The sequence below is a fragment of the Roseibium algae genome (assembly GCF_037783265.1).
Taxonomy (GTDB): Bacteria; Pseudomonadota; Alphaproteobacteria; order Rhizobiales; family Stappiaceae; genus Roseibium; species Roseibium algae.
On sequence record NZ_JBAKIA010000001.1, the window covers coordinates 159245 to 173666 of the forward strand.

The following is a 14422-nucleotide window of genomic DNA, read 5'->3' on the forward strand; positions in this document are numbered from 1 at the left end:
TCTAATAAGGAAACGTGCATTCAATTCCCTAGCAGCAGAGATAACCGAACCAATCACTGACGCAGAAAATTTATCCAATCAGAAATAGAATAATCCTATAAAATCATTATCTTAAGAGCATAACTGCGAATTTGAAGCTAAGTTAAAACTAATCCGGACAATGCTTCCAAAGACTTCATGAAACGTGTAGGTCTTTGACGCTAATTCTTGACGATCCGGAGACCCGATCATGCGACCAACTTTGCTCAGCATCACCTTGAGCCTTATCATAGTGTGCCTGGTCGGATGGCTGCTGGTGACCGGGCGAGCCCTGCTCCTCCCCTTCGTCATTGCATTGATCGTCTGGTATCTGATCAACGCGCTATCCCATGGCTTTAAGCACATTCCGTTGGGACCGTGGCATCTTCCGGGCTGGGTCGCCTTTCCACTATCACTCCTGTCGATCTTCATCGCGGCCACGTTTGTGCTCGACATGGTGGCAGTCAATCTCGCCCAGCTGACACGCGATGCACCAACCTACCAGGCGCGACTGGAAGAAATCTTCCATCACGTGGCCTCCCTGGTCAAATTGAACGACCCGCTGGAGCTAAAGGATTTTCTCCCTGATGCCATGGTGCCGAAAATGGTCACCGCTGGCGCCAGTTTCCTGACGACAATCGCCGGATCAGCGTCTCTTGTGTTCATCTATGTGCTGTTCTTGCTGTTAGAGCAGTCCACCTTTGACCGGAAATTCGAGAAGCTGTTTGCCAACAAGGAACTGGCAAAGTCCGCCTTTGCTGTACGTGAAGAAATCAATCGATCAATCATGCATTACTTTGGCATCAAGTCGGTTGTCAGCCTGGCCACCGGCTTGCTGACCAGCATTGCCTTGACAACCATCGGCCTGCCCTATGCCGCGCTCTTTGGCTTTATTGCCTTCCTGCTGAACTACATCCCGACCATTGGATCAATGATCAGCGTGATTTTCCCCGCACTGCTGTCACTGGCCTATTTCGATACGCTCGGGCCTTTCGTCATAATTGTTGCCGGACTTGGTGCAATCCAGTTCGCGATCGGAAACCTCATTGAGCCAAAACTGATGGGCTCGAGCCTAAATCTATCCGGCATCGTGATCATGCTTTCGCTGGCCTTCTGGGGAGCAATCTGGGGTGTTGTGGGCATGGTGCTCTGCGTGCCCCTGACCGTGCTCATCCTGATCGTCTGCTCGAAATTCAGCGGCTCCAGACCCATTGCAGTGCTGCTCTCAGCAAATGGCGACATTGGCGATCTTACGGAAAAATAGTTCGAAGCCTTCGCCTAACCTGAACCGATGCTGAACCGGACCGCCTTGGCTGTGACGCAATCAACCGTCACGGTAGGCATCTCGATAACAGCGGCTCAGGTTATGCCGCAGCGTTCGGGTTCATAAAATTGTCCCGGACGTTAAGCAAACGCATTCATTTCGTGAGGTTTCATGTTCAAATTCCCGCTCCATTCTGCAAACCGGTCTTCCGCATCAAAATGGCCAACTGCAGCACTATTGCTCGCAGCACTTATGGTTGCGGCTCCCCTCACAACAGCGCCTGCACATGCCCAGAACCAACAGGAGCCTGCGACAATCACAATCTCAGGTCAGGGCAAAATTTCTCTGGCTCCTGATATGGGCGTCGTGACAACACGAGTCGTAACACCTGCGAAAACAGCTCCTGAAGCCCTCTCCATGAACACCGAAGCCATGAACAAGGTGATTGCCGACATCAAGGCAGCCGGGATTGAGGCAAGAGATATTCAAACCAACGGCTTTTCAATTTTCCCACGCTATGCAGACCGTCGGAACGAACCTGATCAGCCGCTCAAAATCATAGGTTACCAAGTCTCAAACGGTGTAACGGTGAACATTCGGGATCTCAGCAAGCTCGGCTCTGTTCTCGACACAGTCGTCCGCTCAGGTGCCAATGAAATCAATGGCATCAACTTCCAGGTGAGCAACGCAGACAAAATGCTGGACACAGCCCGCAAGGCCGCTGTTGCGAATGCAAAGGCAAAAGCTGAACTCTATGCAGAGGCCGCTGGTGTCAAGCTTGGCCGTATCCTGTCCATCTCGGAAGCAGGCACAGCCGCTCCTCGCCCCTATGCCATGCGCGCGGAAAAAATGATGATGAACAGTGCACCCGTGCCGATCCAGGCTGGTGAAGAGACTCTCAGCTCAAACATAACCATTGTTTGGGAACTCGTTCAGTAAGCGGCGTATCAACCGAAAATGACCTGACAAAATAAGAAGACGGCCGGACGAGAGACCGGCCGTCTTCATGTCAATTTCTGGGTCCTTAAATCCTGAGACAAGATGATTGCCTTCGCACCCCGGGTCTCATCTGATCAGATCTCGGCATAGCCTTTGTAAAAGGCATATTCAGAACTACGCATTCCTCGCCCTCATCGATCAGCGCACAGCTCTTGAATAAAGACACTGAACAAGGATCTAAAGAGTGCGGATCCACACCTGCATAGGCTTCTCTGTTTCCGAAGTATCCCCAACGTCCTGCCAGGGAAAGTGTACGATCCCGCCGGCCATTTTTTCGTAGCCGCGTTTGCGCCAAAATCCATCGAGAGAAGTATAATCATCGGGTTTCAAAGGATGATTGTCCGGGCGGATTACTGCGCAAAAGGCAGCATTGGCAAACCCCAATGACCTTGCATGTTTTTCCCGTTCATCAAAAAACAGATGGCCTATCCCCTGGCCTCGATAAGCCGGCTCCAGCAACGATTCAGCCAGGTAGAAAATTTCTTTGGGACTGAGACCCTTGTCTTCGAATGGCGCACGGAACTGGATGACTTCCTGTTCGAGAGGCTCGCCTGTTGCAGCCCCCACAAGACGTCCCTCATCAAACGCCCCCACGATCAAGGCACCTTCAGTGTCGGCATATCGTGACAGATAGCCAACCTCATAGTCCATGTTGCCATCGTAAATATAAGGCCAGTCTCTAAAAACCTTGATCCTGAGCTCCGCAAGCTCCGGCAATGCAGCCTTGAGCTCGTCCCCCTTCAAGATCTTGATTTGAATTGCCATATTAACCCCTAACGTCTCCCAAGCTGACAAACATCAATGGCATCGAACTAAAAATCAACAGGCAAACGTACGATTTTGCCCGGAAGCGACCTCCTTCACTCACTCAGGAGATCAAACCATGCGAAAACCTGACCGACAGAAAAAATCCTCTGCGTCAATCTCTGGCTTCAAGCCAGATACGGGCATCATCCACCTTGTTGTTCAAGATCCCAGAGGCAATTCGCCGACCGACGGCAGCGCCGAATTTATATCCATGACCGGAGCAAGCAGATACAGCGATCACCTTGCCTACTTCTCTGACAAAGAAATGAGTGTCAGCGGTAAAGGTGTAGGCGCACGTCACAACATCACTGACGCGGTATTCCTCAATACGTGCGAAAGGCGGTCCAAAATAATTGCGCACAATCGTGCCTTCTCCCGGCGCGGCCACGCGGTCCTGATCAGGTTCGCTCTTCCGTTTGTGAATACCGGCACCGACTTTCAGACCGGTACCTGCCACCGGAGGCAACACATAGCCATCAACCTTACCGCCGACATCCAGAATAACCGGGGCTTTTTCCCAGTGAGATCTCAGGTCTTCAGGCGGCACCAGATAGGCAACCGCTGTTCGATACGTGGTCAAGGACGTCCCAAGCTCAGGCAACAATCCCAGGACCCAGGCCCCCGCAGTAACCACAACACGGTCACTGGTAAGCTCTTCACCATTCTCAAGTCGCACCACACCGTTCTCTGCATCAAGTGAGGCAACCCGGCAATTCTCGCGAACATCTGCGCCAGCTTTGCGCAACCAATCACGCAATGAGACAGCGATCTTTTGGCATAGAAGAACCCCGCCTTCCGCGCTGACAGCCCCAAACCGGATTGTGTCCGGATCAACGAACGGATAGCGCGCAGCAGTCTCAACCGAACTCATGTCTTCAAAAGCATAACCGCCTTGCACAAGCCCCTCGCGGTATTCCTCAGCCTCGTCACCAGGTTCCTGGGACAACAGCAGAAATCCGGTTTCGACAAGATGCTTGGAGCCGACGTCGCCCCACATTTCATCCCAAGCATCATAGGCTTCGCTAATCCGCCGTTGATACCCGCCCTGACCACCATAGGCGCGCCGGATAATCCTGTGCTGATCGCCTGACGCTGATAGCGGATTAGGGATAGGTCCCTGTTCCAACAGCGTGACAGACGCCCCTTTTTTGACCAGGGACCATGCGGTGGAAAGCCCAGAGATACCGGCTCCGACAACGATGACATGCATGAAAGAACTTTCTGAAATTGCGCCAGAAAACACTACGCGCGTTGCAGCGTCGCGCAAACCATAACCGGTCGCAAGGTCATTCCATATCCTCAGGAAGCAGGCGCGTCAGCAAATAAGGCCACGCATTCCAACTCTTTCGACAAGACCACACTGGACTGAAAAGCAAACTGGCCGCAACCGATGGCTCAGCCCGTCACCTGCGCCATCCAGTCTTCCAGGTTATAATAGGTGGTGATACGCGATATCTTTCCATCGCGCAGGTCAAAAAACGTTCCTGCGGGAAGCCGATACGTCTGACCGTTCGCCGCTGGAAGCCCTTCATCCGTCGCGAGGTATTCGCCGTTGACGATAAACTCGGAGGCAGCTCTTGCACCGGCTTCATCAACGAAAATCACGATATCGGTCAGCTTCTCCCGATAGCAGCGGGTCATATGAGCATTGAACTCGGCAAAAAGTCCCTTGCCCGACCGGCGTTCACCCTGGTTCACATCATGAGCGACATCATCGGTCACCAAGGACAGCATCGCATCGGTATCGCCCGCATTAAAGGCTGCGTAATAGGCTTCGATCAGCTGGCGACTGGACTTGTTGGGCATTTCGCAATCTCTCATTGGGATGATCATCAGGTAGATTTAACAACAACTTTGCCCTCAGCATCGCCGGTTCGCAAGCGCTGCGATGGTCTGCAATGGCTGAACAGATAAGCTTATGAACGTAAAGTCACGCTTCGAGTGGTTGAAGATATTCCCGGCCAGCTTTTCGAACCGCATCTGTCAGCGAGACAAGGCCTTTGGATGCAGATCGGCTGACATGCCAATAAAGCGGCACGGACAAGGATGCGTCCGGCACCAGTTCAACCAGGTCCCCCGCCTTGATCAAATCGCGCACAAGTGGTTCCGGGTTCATGCCCCAGCCAAGGCCCGCCACAGCGGCATCGACAAATGCATGAGTTGAGGCAAGCCAGTGGCACGGCGGAGAGACTTCATGCCCGAAGGTTTGCTTCATCCAGTTGGACTGCAAATTGTCTTTCGAATTGTAGATCATCGCCGGGGCCATCAAAAGTGTCTCCAACGTAACTTCTGCCGAGAACCAACGCGCCATAAACTCCGGGCTCGCTGTCGCCCGATAAGACAGGGTTCCAAGGGGAACACAGTCACAGCCTTGCACCGGGGCCTCATCAGCGCTGATCGCAGCCCGCACATCACCGTGACGAAGCCAGTGGGCACTGTGGTCCTGGTCATCGATTTGCAAATCGAACAGGAGATCACCAGACGCCGCCATCGCCGGTACTAACCAGGTCGCCAGACTGTCCGCATTCACCGCAATTCGAACAGTTGGGAACGCCTCACTATGATCCGCCCCGCCAATATCCGCACTCAACGAACGCTCCAGCAAAGCCACTTCTTCTGCATGCCGCAAAATGCGACTACCCGCGGGTGTCGCATGACACGGCAAGCCGCGCACAATCAACACAACACCAAGCTGCTCCTCCAGCACCTTGACCCGTTGCGAGATTGCAGAAGGCGTCACCGACAGCCGTTGAGCTGCCTTTTCAAAGCTGCCACTGCGCAGAACTGCCGCGACCGCATTCAATTGTCCAGGATCAATCTTCATTAGAACAACTTAATCAGAGATAATATTATTAATTTTTCTAATCATTCCAGTTCCAATAGTCAAAGGTTCGTCACATCTTGAGGAACTTTCCATGGTGCCCGCCGCATTCACTGCTGCCGTTTCCGGTTTTTTGCTGTCCCTGGGGCTGATCGTCGCCATTGGCGCGCAGAATGCTTTTGTCTTGCGTCAGGGACTGAGAGGCGAGCACGTCTTCTGGGTCTGCGCCACATGCGCGCTATGTGACGCGTTACTGATCATTTTGGGCGTCACGAGCCTGACCATAATCTCCGCTTATTTGCCAGGAATTGAACCTGCATTGCGGTATGGCGGAGCAGTCTTTTTGGCACTCTACGGGCTGCGCAGTTTGTTTCAGGGCATACGCGGAAGTAAGGCTCTGGCGCCGGCAGACGCACGGCCCATGAGCCTTGCAGCAACCCTTGCGATCTTACTGTCCCTGACGTTTTTGAACCCACACGTCTATCTCGACACGGTCATCCTGATCGGGTCGATTGCGAGCCGATATCCGGGTCACCAACCTGCCTTTACAATTGGAGCCTGCCTCGGCTCGCTGGTGTTCTTCTTCACGCTGGGCTACGGCGCGCAGCTCCTGCGCCCGATCTTCGCCCGCCCCTCGGCCTGGCGGGTCCTCGACGCAATCATAGCTGTCGTGATGTTCACGTTAGCATTGAGTCTGGTAACTAATGGCGCATAGATAGATCACGGTTAATCAGATCCTTCCTCCGGCCTCATGCTTATTTCGAGCGAGGACTTGTAAAGTGCGCCGCCCTCCCCCACCCAGACCGGCTCGGCCAGCAGCTTTGCTTCGACAACGCCCAGTTCAGGAAAGTCCAGACCCATGGAGTGGGCCATGGCGACACGCTGGCCGGGCTTGGGATTAAGCCCACAGCAGATTTCTTTTTTGCCCATTTTCATATGGTGGGCGATGTCCCATTCCAGAACCACGCCATCATGTCGAGTCACCACCCAACAATGCATGTCGGAGCAGGTGCCATTCTTTTCCACCGGGAAGAAATAACCTGTGACATACCCTGCTTCGAACCCGGCAGAACGAAGAGAAGCGATCAGGTAAGTGTTAATATCAACGCAAGAGCCCTTCGTCAGGCCGCAGCCAAGATGAGGGATGACATCCAGCCCATCATTGAACCGCACATCCACATGGCCATAGGTGAACTTCTCTGCTGTCTCTGCCACGATAGTCGCAATCGCGGCATGGCCATCAGCGGCAAGGTTCGCCGTCCGCCTTGCATCAGCGACAAGTGCCTCAGCTGCCCGTGTAAAACGGCTCGGTCGCGACTGAAACATGTTGTCAGGATAGGTCAATCCCATCTCACCGAAACGATAGGCCAGCGTGACATCACTGCCGCCCTCCGGCTGGATCACGGCGGCCATCTGGCCGGTCGTCGTTTCACAACTCAGGCTGAACCTGCCACCGGTAACCGCAAAATGCAGAGGCATCTGATGCGCGGTCGTTATCCCAACGGGTACGAGCAGCTTTTGGCCGTCACGCCCCGCTGTATTCACTTTGACTTCAACAACAATCACAGACACCAAACGACTCTTTTCAAACCACCCATTGAAAGATCAACCCTGAGGTAACAGCCCCAAACAAGCCAAGCCCAAGATAGGCTGCAAAGACTTGCGGTCGAACCAGTGACCAAACAGCCGCCATGGCCGGAATTGAGCTGACAGCTCCCGCAATCATGAACGACATCGCTGCACCATTGCTCATCCCCTGCTCGACCAACCCGGCCAGAAGCGGCGGAGCCACATAGCTGTTGAGATAGGCTGGCATTCCGACCAGCGCAGCAACAAAGATCGGAACCACGCCCTCACCGCCGACAATACCTGCAATCAGGGTGGCTGGAACATAGGTCACCAGAAGCGCTTCCAGCACATAGGCCAGCGCAAGCCATTTGGCCAGAAACAAGGCGTTGATCTTCAACTCAGTACGAAACTGGGATACCCGCTCCGGCTCAGACCAGAACCGCCAGACAGGCTTGCCCGTCTTCGCGGATGCACCACAGCAGCTTGCCGTCGAAGGACCTCCGACCCGCACCGGGTTGCCAAACCAACCGACCCGCAGCGCAACAGCCACCATCAAACCACCAAACAATCCGAGGCTGACAGCAAAGACTGCTTTGCCAATCGCGAAGGACCAGCCAAGGGCAGCAGCCGTGATCAGAACCGTCGGAGGATCAATCAGCGGCGAGGACAACCAGAAAGCCATGATTGCAGAAAGAGGCGCGCGAACAGCCAGCAGTCCGGCCACAAACGGAATGACTTCACAAGAACAGAACGGTGCGAGCCCGCCAAACAGTGCTGCCAGACAGATCGCTTGCCACTCCCGCCCTTCAAAGGCTTTGGCAATATACCCTTCAGCCCCGGCAGCCTTCAGCCAAGCGATCAAAAGCACGGCAAAAACAACATAGGGCAGCGTGCTGGCGAAGGCCCGAACCGCGAATTCGATCACCTCCAAAGTCCGCGCCTGATCCCACACAAAGACCAGAACCGGAACCACAAAAACCACCGTCCAGGGCGTCATCACCCACGGCTTCCACCTTTGCCAATCGGCCCAACTGGACGTCTCGACTTTGCCGGAACAACAGCTATCGCCTTCCGGCGCGCAGCATCCTGATTTTGTCGGTGAAAAGGGAGCATCAGTCATTCGTCAATCTCCTCATCGGCGCAACAGTTCTGCGGACTTTCGCGCTCATCCACGCAACATTCCTTCATGATGTAGCTGGCCAGACCCTCAAGATGATCAAAGGCCGCACGATTGATCACGGCCCGGCCAACTTTTTCCTGCATGACCAGCCCGGCTGACGACAAGAACTTCAAATGATGGGCCAAAGTGGAGGCCGCCATGCCTGTCCGGGTTTGAATATCGCCAACCGTCAATCCCGTTTTCCCGGCTTTGACCAGAGTGAGCACAACCTCCAGCCGCGACTCTGACCCCAGAGCCGCAAAGCCTTGCGCGGCGACCTCGATGTCCGGACACGCTGCGGGAGGCCCATAAGGAATCTGGCCAGCCCCATGATTGGAATTCACCTCAGGAACGTTGACGTTTTGGTCGTGCCCGGATGAGCGATGAGCAGTCTTTTGTGATATAACCATATTTCTAGTTATTTAGTTTCTTTTGCAAGCAGTCAAGAGAAAATTTGCCACAAACACACCAAAGGCTGGTCGAACGCGCCGAAAGCACCTAGCCTGTACTCTGATATAATGAGCTGGCACATAGCAAAACGACGGCAAAGCAGCGTCGGACAGTCACTCAGAGCAATTGTCGGAGAGGCAATTTGAAACTGGTTTTAAAAGGCAAAACAAACAGTCGGACCAACAGAGGTCTAGCCTCCGCAAAGGTTCTGGCCTTTGGCCTCGCTCTTGGAGCAGCAGCGCCCAACGCACACGGCCATGGCTTTGCCGGCACAGATTTTTTGCGGAAAAATGAGACGAATTACTGCGTCTCGAAGGTCGCCATGTATGGCAAGGCACCAGTGCTGGATCACCCGGATGGACATAACGTCCTCTACCGGTTGGCCCTTGGCCGCTGCGACCTGCGCATCACCGACACCTGTCAGGGTCTTTGGTGCCACGTGACTTTCAAAGGCGGCAAAGGCTGGATGTTCCGAACATTTTTAAAAGAAAGCAAAACCTGAAAGGGCGCTGACCACTCTTGGTACAGCGCCCCTAAATTAGTTCATATCAGATCAAACAGAACCCGTTAGCCGCGGCCCCGTTAGCCACGGCACCCTTTACCCGCGACCAATGATCCGGTCGAGGCTGATCGGGCCTGGGCCAGCCGCTGCCAGATAGACAAAGACAAAGCTGTAAAGCGCTGCCAACTCGCCGCCATTCAGGATCGGGTAAAGGCTGTTCGGCGCATGAACCATGAAATAGGCAACGGCCATGGTGCCACTGGCCAAAAACGCTGCAAACCGAGTGAACAGGCCAGCAACAATCAACACACCACAGATCAACTCGATGCCGCCTGCGATTCCCGGCAGGGATGTCGGCTCAACACCGGACATCTGCGTCACAGGAATACTGAGATATTTCGATGCGCCATGCTGCAGGAACAAAAGACCCGCCGCGATCCGCATCGCACTGAGCAGATAGGGCGAAAAAGGTTTTAGAAAAGTCATCGGCGTTTCTTCCACTTGAATGTTTTTATCTTGCGTCCGACTGGACGTTAATCTGCCGCTGCGGCGCACGCAAAGCACCGATTGACAAAACCCGCCAAGCAACCGGGGAAAACCGTCATTTCACAGATCCACGTGTTATTGCCGAAACGGCTTTGCCCGACTGCCCCCCCCCGGAGCGTTAGACGAAACACGCTGAGGAAAAGATGCCAAGACACCAAGCGCTCAAAAACTCGGCAGGCCCCGTTCGGACCATTGGCTGCGCGGAATGGGGGGGCCGATGCGGAAGGAGAAAGTCTCGACCCGCCTCACCCCCTGATCGGTCTTACAACGGAACCCCAGATCATACCAGACACCGCGCGAACGATAGGCCGCACGGCCCGGTTCCAGCACGGTTCCCGGACTTGGCCGGAATGACGGCAACATGTCCGGCGGGCGGCTGGGGTCAAAGTTGGTCAGCTGCGCTTTAAGCTCGGTCATGCAAAGAAGGTTCAGCCGTTGCTCCGCTGGCATTCCGTTCATCGCGGTCTGCGCTCGCGTGTCGCCCAGAATATCGCGAGAAAAAAGCTGACGTGCCCGTGCAAGCGGCGGTTTGTTGCCTGATCGAGGCGACTGCTGGCTTTTTGCCGTGCGCTTCGTTGGCGCGTCGCGCTTGGGCGCGGGTGGCTTGGGTGAAGGTGCCGCTTTGGTTTCAATCTTCCCTACGACGCCGAAGTCTTCAACCACCGGTGCCGCGTCCGTCGCCACATCGCCCAGCGGATCCGGCTCAGCCAGAACAACCGTCTCTGGATCCGACGCATCAGCATCATCGCTTGGATTGGCCGCTGCGTCTTCAACCGGAGGCTCTTCTGAAAGCTCAGATACTTCTGGCGCATCTGCAGCGTCTTCGATCTCAGGCTCAGCCTCCGTCTCTGCAACCTCCGCCTCGGCCTCTTCCGGCTCGGTCTCCGTCACCTCAGCCTGCTCGGCTTCAGATTCCGAAGTCTCAAGTTCCTCGGCTGTGACCTCTTCCGATCCAGCGAGCTCAGGTTCGGGCTCGACAACATCCGGCTCCGTCACGTCGGGCTTTGCCAGATCCTCACTTTCGACCTCTTCCGCCGAATTTCCGTCCGGGGCATCTTCGGACCCACCGTCCTTATCTCCGAACTCCACGACCGGCTGCAACACGGGCAGCGTCGTCGGGACACTGTCAGCCTGCTCTTGCGGCTCTGGCGCTTCTTGCTGCTCAGGTGCGGGCTCGGGCGGGAGCGGTGCTTCCGCAGGCTCAGGCACCTCCTCCTCTGTGACTTCAGGTTCAGGTGGTTCAGGCTTCTCTGGCGGCTCGGGCAATTCCTCTGGCTCTACCGCTTGTTCTTCCGGCGCTTTCTCAGCTTCTGGCTCAACTTCTGGCGCAGGCTCTAGTGGCGGAACCAGCTCAACCTCAATCGGGGTCTGGGTCGGTTCAGGCAGAGGAATATTCACATTGAAAATCAGCACAGCCGCGATCAGCAGATGCAGGGCCAAAGACACAGCTCCACCCCAGCTGAGCATTGCCAGCCAAGAGGACCGCGCCTCTTCCACCGGCGCATCCTTCGTCGCAATTGTGTTCGAAAGGTTGGCGTCAGAAGCCAAAAAGCTGTTGCCTTTACATGGGATTCAAGAAACCTGACCGGGCGCTCCGAATCCGGCCAAAATAGGACCAAATCAATACCGTCAATTGAGCCAAACAAAAAGCCCGACGTCACCGCCAGGCTTTTTGTTGAATGGTAAAAACCTATTCCTTCACCAAGTTAGCGAAGGATGGGCTGAGTTTCCCCTCATCCAAAGACAATTTCGACGCGCCGGTTAGCCTCTTCGTTGCCCGCAAAGCGCAGAACCTCTTTGGTAACAGACAAAGGTGTATTGGCAGCTTCAGAGACGCTCTGTACGTCGCTCGTAGCAAACGCCGATGTGGCGGCGATAGTGGCAGAAGACGTTGCCAAAACAGCAACTGCAATCGCAGAAATCATGGACTTCTTAAACATGGTGTTTCCCTTACTTCCGAATTTGGGGCGCAGGCTTTTCCTGCACCGATGGCCAATAGGTAGCCTGCCCTGCAGACGCGTGCCTGTGACGCCCAACACACCGAAACAAAAAAGCCCGGCGTTTCCACCGGGCTTTGTCACATTTGAAAATCCAGATGGACTTAGCTGTCCAGGAAAGACCGGAGCTTGCGAGAGCGGCTCGGGTGCTTGAGCTTGCGCAGGGCCTTGGCTTCGATCTGACGGATACGTTCGCGGGTCACCGAGAACTGCTGTCCGACTTCTTCCAGCGTATGATCGGTGTTCATGCCGATGCCGAAGCGCATGCGTAGAACACGTTCTTCGCGCGGCGTAAGTGAAGCCAGAACCCGTGTCGTTGTTTCACGCAGGTTCGACTGGATCGCCGCATCGATTGGAAGAATGGCGTTCTTATCCTCGATGAAGTCACCCAGATGTGAATCTTCCTCATCGCCGATTGGCGTTTCAAGGGAGATAGGCTCCTTGGCAATCTTCAGGACCTTACGGACCTTTTCCAGCGGCATCTGCAGCTTTTCAGCCAGCTCTTCAGGGGTTGGCTCACGGCCGATCTCATGCAGCATCTGGCGCGAAGTCCGGACGATCTTGTTGATCGTCTCGATCATATGCACCGGAATACGGATCGTGCGGGCCTGATCGGCAATCGAGCGGGTGATCGCCTGCCGGATCCACCAGGTCGCATAGGTGGAGAACTTGTAACCACGGCGGTATTCGAACTTGTCGACCGCCTTCATCAGGCCGATGTTGCCTTCCTGAATGAGATCGAGGAACTGCAGGCCACGGTTGGTGTATTTCTTGGCGATGGAAATCACGAGACGCAAGTTGGCCTCAACCATTTCCTTCTTGGCAATGCGTGCTTCACGCTCGCCTTTTTGAACCATCGAAACAATGCGGCGGAATTCTGTAATCTCAAGACCGGTTTCAGTGGCCAGCGTCTGGATTTCATGACGCAGGTCGCGAATGTGGTCTTTTTCCTTGGCAACGAAGTTCTTCCAGCCGCGTGTCGACAGACTTGCAACCTTGCGCAGCCAGTTCGGGTCAAGCTCAGCGCCCTGATACTGCTTCAGGAAGTCGCCCCGGTCGACGTTGTAGCTGTCGGCAAGACGAAGCAAACGGCCTTCATAACCCATCAAGCGCTTATTGATGTCATAGAGCTGGGCAACCAGAGCATCGATACGATGCTGGTTCAACGACAGGCTCTTGACGTCAACAATGATCTCTTCCTTGAGCTTCTTGTAACGACGCTCCTGGGACGGCGAGAGAGTCTTGTTGGCCAGCTTGTTTTCAACCAGCTGATCCTGCAGGCGGCGCAGTTTCTTGTAGCTGTCAGCAACACGGTCGAAGGTTTCCAGAACCGCAGGCTTCAGCTCGGCTTCCATAGCCGACAGGGAGACATTGGACTCGAACTCATCATCGTCCTCGTCATCATCATTGTCGTTGTTGGATTCTGCTTCGCCGTCTTTTGCTTCTTCGTCTTCCGGCTTATCTTCACCGTTCTCATCATCGTCATTGGCAACGGCAGGGCCGTTCTTGGCATCAGGGCCAGCATAAGTCGCTTCAAGGTCAATGATGTCACGCAGCAGCACCTGAGCTTCATTCAACTCATCCCGCCAGATGATAATGGCCTGGAAGGTCAGCGGGCTTTCGCACAGCCCTGCAATCATCGCCTCGCGGCCAGCCTCAATGCGCTTGGCAATCGCAATTTCGCCCTCGCGAGACAGAAGCTCAACAGAGCCCATTTCGCGAAGGTACATGCGAACCGGATCATCGGTTCGGTCCGTCGGCTCTTTTGTCGTGGTTGTCTTTGTAACCGCAGTCGCACCGGCTGCAACAAGGTCGCCGCCTTCGACTTCGCTCGCGCTCTCTTCAGCTTCTTCTGCTTCGATGACATTGATGCCCATGTCGGACAACATGGACATTATGTCTTCGATTTTTTCCGAAGAATTCTGATCCGAAGGCAGAACTTCATTGAGCTCGTCGTAAGTGACATAGCCGCGCTTTTTTGCGGCTTTGATCATCTTCTTTACGGCAGCATGCGACAGATCAAGCAAAGGACCATCCTGGCCTTCTGCACTGCTCTCCTGAGTGTCGTCTGCTTTTTTCGCCTTGGTTACCATATTTCGCTCCAGAATCGCGGCCCAATGGACCACGTCGCGCCTGAATTGTCTTAACCCCCGAACCACCCTCAGCGCGCAAAGCTTAAAGCTGCGCAGCCGTAGACGGTTACCTGTGATTCGGTTTGTAAGCCTTGTCCCTTAAGTCCCGATTAACCGTGAAAATTTTACGCCGCGCAAATTTTACGCAATCATCAATT

General features: G+C 54.7%; 15 protein-coding genes. 4 read left to right on the forward strand and 11 right to left on the reverse strand.

Going from position 1 to position 14422, the window contains the following annotated elements; all coding sequences use genetic code 11:
• Nucleotides 1–229 precede the first annotated feature (229 nt).
• Nucleotides 230–1282: an AI-2E family transporter gene (locus tag V6575_RS00725; RefSeq protein WP_340272066.1), complete on the forward strand. Its 1053-nt coding sequence runs from the start codon at nt 230–232 to the stop codon at nt 1280–1282.
• A gap of 171 nt (nt 1283–1453) precedes the next feature.
• Entirely contained in the window at nt 1454–2221 is a 768-nt protein-coding gene (locus V6575_RS00730; RefSeq protein ID WP_340272067.1) for an SIMPL domain-containing protein, read from the forward strand.
• Nucleotides 2222–2458: 237 nt separating this feature from the next.
• Here the strand turns inward: V6575_RS00730 and V6575_RS00735 are convergent, their stop codons facing one another.
• The 4 genes from V6575_RS00735 to V6575_RS00750 all read right to left on the reverse strand — a co-directional run bounded on the left by V6575_RS00735 (nt 2459) and on the right by V6575_RS00750 (nt 5912).
• Complete coding sequence (locus V6575_RS00735) at nt 2459–3046, reverse strand: GNAT family N-acetyltransferase (protein WP_340272068.1); 588 nt, start codon at nt 3044–3046, stop codon at nt 2459–2461.
• A gap of 154 nt (nt 3047–3200) precedes the next feature.
• A complete protein-coding gene (locus tag V6575_RS00740) occupies nt 3201–4298 on the reverse strand; it encodes an NAD(P)/FAD-dependent oxidoreductase (RefSeq protein WP_340272069.1) in 1098 nt (365 codons plus the stop codon).
• Nucleotides 4299–4483: 185 nt separating this feature from the next.
• A complete protein-coding gene (locus V6575_RS00745) occupies nt 4484–4894 on the reverse strand; it encodes a ketosteroid isomerase-related protein (protein WP_340272071.1) in 411 nt (136 codons plus the stop codon).
• A 124-nt stretch (nt 4895–5018) separates the two neighbouring features.
• Entirely contained in the window at nt 5019–5912 is an 894-nt protein-coding gene (locus V6575_RS00750) for a LysR family transcriptional regulator ArgP (RefSeq protein WP_340272072.1), read from the reverse strand.
• A 91-nt stretch (nt 5913–6003) separates the two neighbouring features.
• Between V6575_RS00750 and V6575_RS00755 the strand changes: the two genes are divergently transcribed.
• Nucleotides 6004–6624, forward strand: coding sequence for a LysE/ArgO family amino acid transporter (locus V6575_RS00755; RefSeq protein WP_340272073.1), 621 nt, complete (start codon nt 6004–6006; stop codon nt 6622–6624).
• Between the two features lie 11 nt (nt 6625–6635).
• Here V6575_RS00755 and V6575_RS00760 read toward each other — a convergent pair whose 3' ends face one another.
• Genes V6575_RS00760 through V6575_RS00770 form a run of 3 tightly spaced genes read right to left on the reverse strand, consistent with a single transcriptional unit; the run spans nt 6636 to nt 9047 of the window.
• A complete protein-coding gene (locus tag V6575_RS00760; protein WP_340272074.1) occupies nt 6636–7481 on the reverse strand; it encodes a transglutaminase-like domain-containing protein in 846 nt (281 codons plus the stop codon).
• Nucleotides 7482–7494: 13 nt separating this feature from the next.
• Complete coding sequence (locus tag V6575_RS00765) at nt 7495–8598, reverse strand: permease (RefSeq protein ID WP_340272075.1); 1104 nt, start codon at nt 8596–8598, stop codon at nt 7495–7497.
• Nucleotides 8595–9047 (reverse strand): ArsR/SmtB family transcription factor, encoded by a 453-nt coding sequence (locus V6575_RS00770; RefSeq protein WP_340272076.1) that lies wholly within the window; start codon nt 9045–9047, stop codon nt 8595–8597. Before V6575_RS00770 ends, V6575_RS00765 begins: the two co-directional genes overlap by 4 nt.
• Before the next feature lie 182 nt (nt 9048–9229).
• On the opposite strand from V6575_RS00770, the gene V6575_RS00775 reads away from it, so the two are divergent.
• Entirely contained in the window at nt 9230–9589 is a 360-nt protein-coding gene (locus tag V6575_RS00775; RefSeq protein ID WP_340272077.1) for a hypothetical protein, read from the forward strand.
• A gap of 96 nt (nt 9590–9685) precedes the next feature.
• On the opposite strand, the gene V6575_RS00780 is transcribed toward V6575_RS00775, so the two are convergent.
• From V6575_RS00780 to rpoD, 4 genes are all read right to left on the reverse strand, one after another.
• Complete coding sequence (locus V6575_RS00780; protein WP_340272078.1) at nt 9686–10075, reverse strand: DoxX family protein; 390 nt, start codon at nt 10073–10075, stop codon at nt 9686–9688.
• Nucleotides 10076–10297: 222 nt separating this feature from the next.
• Nucleotides 10298–11683, reverse strand: a complete 1386-nt coding sequence (locus tag V6575_RS00785) for a DUF930 domain-containing protein (RefSeq protein WP_340272079.1) — start codon at nt 11681–11683, stop codon at nt 10298–10300.
• 185 nt (nt 11684–11868) lie between these two features.
• Nucleotides 11869–12075 (reverse strand): hypothetical protein, encoded by a 207-nt coding sequence (locus V6575_RS00790; protein WP_340272080.1) that lies wholly within the window; start codon nt 12073–12075, stop codon nt 11869–11871.
• 161 nt (nt 12076–12236) lie between these two features.
• Nucleotides 12237–14225, reverse strand: coding sequence for an RNA polymerase sigma factor RpoD (rpoD, locus tag V6575_RS00795; protein WP_340272081.1), 1989 nt, complete (start codon nt 14223–14225; stop codon nt 12237–12239).
• Nucleotides 14226–14422 lie beyond the last annotated feature (197 nt).

Excerpts from the sequence above, each read along its gene's own strand:
- V6575_RS00725 (WP_340272066.1), top strand. The coding sequence starts at position 230 with ATGCGACCAACTTTGCTCAGCATCACCTTGAGCCTTATCATAGTGTGC.
- V6575_RS00780 (WP_340272078.1), bottom strand. The coding sequence starts at position 10,075 with ATGACTTTTCTAAAACCTTTTTCGCCCTATCTGCTCAGTGCGATGCGG.
- V6575_RS00740 (WP_340272069.1), bottom strand. The coding sequence starts at position 4,298 with ATGCATGTCATCGTTGTCGGAGCCGGTATCTCTGGGCTTTCCACCGCA.
- V6575_RS00750 (WP_340272072.1), bottom strand. The coding sequence starts at position 5,912 with ATGAAGATTGATCCTGGACAATTGAATGCGGTCGCGGCAGTTCTGCGC.
- V6575_RS00745 (WP_340272071.1), bottom strand. The coding sequence starts at position 4,894 with ATGCCCAACAAGTCCAGTCGCCAGCTGATCGAAGCCTATTACGCAGCC.
- V6575_RS00765 (WP_340272075.1), bottom strand. The coding sequence starts at position 8,598 with ATGACTGATGCTCCCTTTTCACCGACAAAATCAGGATGCTGCGCGCCG.
- V6575_RS00730 (WP_340272067.1), top strand. The coding sequence starts at position 1,454 with ATGTTCAAATTCCCGCTCCATTCTGCAAACCGGTCTTCCGCATCAAAA.
- rpoD (WP_340272081.1), bottom strand. The coding sequence starts at position 14,225 with ATGGTAACCAAGGCGAAAAAAGCAGACGACACTCAGGAGAGCAGTGCA.
- V6575_RS00770 (WP_340272076.1), bottom strand. The coding sequence starts at position 9,047 with ATGGTTATATCACAAAAGACTGCTCATCGCTCATCCGGGCACGACCAA.
- V6575_RS00755 (WP_340272073.1), top strand. The coding sequence starts at position 6,004 with ATGGTGCCCGCCGCATTCACTGCTGCCGTTTCCGGTTTTTTGCTGTCC.
- V6575_RS00735 (WP_340272068.1), bottom strand. The coding sequence starts at position 3,046 with ATGGCAATTCAAATCAAGATCTTGAAGGGGGACGAGCTCAAGGCTGCA.
- V6575_RS00790 (WP_340272080.1), bottom strand. The coding sequence starts at position 12,075 with ATGTTTAAGAAGTCCATGATTTCTGCGATTGCAGTTGCTGTTTTGGCA.